This window comes from Hydrogenophaga sp., assembly GCF_051007235.1.
Classification (GTDB): Bacteria; Pseudomonadota; Gammaproteobacteria; order Burkholderiales; family Burkholderiaceae_C; genus Hydrogenophaga.
Genome location: NZ_JBPCSJ010000368.1, coordinates 1 through 2006, shown reverse-complemented (window position 1 = coordinate 2006; position 2006 = coordinate 1). Strand labels below are relative to the sequence as shown.

Annotated in this window: 1 protein-coding gene and 1 pseudogene; both read right to left on the bottom strand. The window is 65.2% G+C overall.

Annotation, left to right across the window (positions count from 1 at the left end; all coding sequences use genetic code 11):
- Positions 1-487: YggT family protein (locus ACR2JA_RS13230; RefSeq protein ID WP_434009543.1), on the bottom strand; the 487-nt coding region annotated here is incomplete at its 3' end.
- 45 nt (positions 488-532) lie between these two features.
- A pseudogene (locus tag ACR2JA_RS13225) lies at positions 533-2002 on the bottom strand (ribonuclease R family protein); the annotation flags it as partial.
- Positions 2003-2006: the final 4 nt, after the last annotated feature.

Sequence of the window (2006 nt, the reverse complement as noted above, 5' to 3'; positions counted from 1 at the left end):
GGTCCACCCCCCCCACCAGCGGCACCACACGCCGCACCGGCCGCAGCACGGGCGCACACAGCCGGTCCAGCGTACCGAGCACGGGCGACTGGGGTTGTACCCAAGAGAGGATGGCGTAGCCCAGCAACAGGATCATCCAGCCCTGCAGCAACACCCGCAGCAGGATGCGGATCGCACGCGCCACCAACGCCAGCCCTGGTGAGCTGGGCACGCTGGCGAACAGACCCACCAGACCGATCGACAGCGCGCCATAGGCCAGCGCCAACAGCACCGCCGACACCAGACTGCCCCAGTCCACACGGCTCTGGGACAGCGCTCGGGGCAGCACCCGCCGCACCGGCTGTACAAGCCAATCGGTCACGGCGATGGCAAAACGCCCGGGCTGCCCAGACATGTTCACCCGCAAATGGTTCATCCAAGCGCGGAGCAAAGCCGACGCCATCAGGATGAAGAACAGGGTTTCCAGCAGAAAAAACAGAACGTGCATGGCGTCATTGGAACATCGAACACCCGCCTCTTGCGGGCGACAGCCTCAACGGCGGCTCTTGCGCGACTTGCCAGCGGGCGCGCGTGCGCTGCCGCGCCCGGCGTTCTTGCCGCTTGGCCGCGGCGCAGACGCCTTGAGGTCCGCAGGCGCCAACGCACCACCCTTGGCACCCCGCTCCTGGCCACCACGCTCATCGTCCTGACGGTTGCGCCGCCCCTTGCCCGCTCGAGCGCGCTCCTCGCCGCCTTCACCGCCTGGGGCAGCAGCGCCGCTCTTGTCACGCATCGCCCGCAACAGCAACTCGTCTTCGCCCGTGACCAGTCGGAAGTCGATGCGACGCCCGTCCAGATCCACCCGGCTGACCTGCACCTGGACCTTGGTGCCCAGCGCGTAGCGCATCCCGGTCCGCTCGCCGCGCAGTTCCTGGCGCGCTTCGTCGAACCGGAAGTACTCGCCCCCCAGTTCTGTGATGTGGATCAGGCCTTCCACGTACATCGCATCCAGCGTGACGAACAGGCCGAAGCTGGTGACCGAACTCACCACACCACTGAACTCCTCGCCCAGGTGCTCGCGCATGTACTTGCACTTGAGCCAGGCCTCCACATCGCGGCTGGCTTCATCGGCGCGTCGCTCGTTCGCACTGCAGTGCAGCCCCGCGGCCTGCCAGGCCAGCGTGTCGGCCGACGGCTTCTTAACAGGCTGGTCGACAGGCACCTTCGACTGGGATCGGCTGGCCAAGCGTTTGCTCAGCTTGGCGTGCGCCTCGCCCGGTGTGGGCAGCGCGGGCAACTGGTAGCGCTGCTTGTTCAGGATGGCCTTGATGACACGGTGCACCAGCAGGTCCGGGTAGCGGCGGATTGGACTGGTGAAATGCGTGTAAGCCTCGAACGCAAGGCCGAAGTGCCCCTCGTTCATCGGCGTGTAGATCGCCTGCGACATCGAGCGCAGCAGCATGGAATGGATCTGCTGCGCTTCAGGCCGATCCTTGGTCGCGGCCGCGATGTGCTGGAATTCCGACGGATGCGGGTTGTCGCTGATCGAATGGGGCACCCCCATCGCCTTGAGGTAGTTGCGCAGCGTTTCCTGTTTCTCCGGGGTCGGCCCCTCATGCACCCGGAACAACCCCACGTGCTTGCTCTGGCCGATGAAGTCTGCCGAGCAGACGTTGGCAGCCAGCATGGCTTCTTCGATCAATTTGTGCGCATCGTTGCGCGTACGCGGCACGATCTTCTCGATGCGCCCCGACTCATCGCAGACGATTTGCGTTTCCGTGGTCTCGAAGTCCACCGCGCCCCGAGCCTGGCGAGCCAGCAACAGTGCACGGTACACATCGTGCAGGTTGATGAGATACGGCACCAGCCCTTTGCGACCCTGCGCCTCTGGCCCACGCGTATTTTGCAGGATGGCCGCCACCTCGGTGTAGGTGAAACGCGCGTGGCTGAACATCACCGCGGGGTAGAACTGGTAGGCGTGGATTTCGCCCATGGCATTGATCAGCATGTCGCAGACCATGCACTAC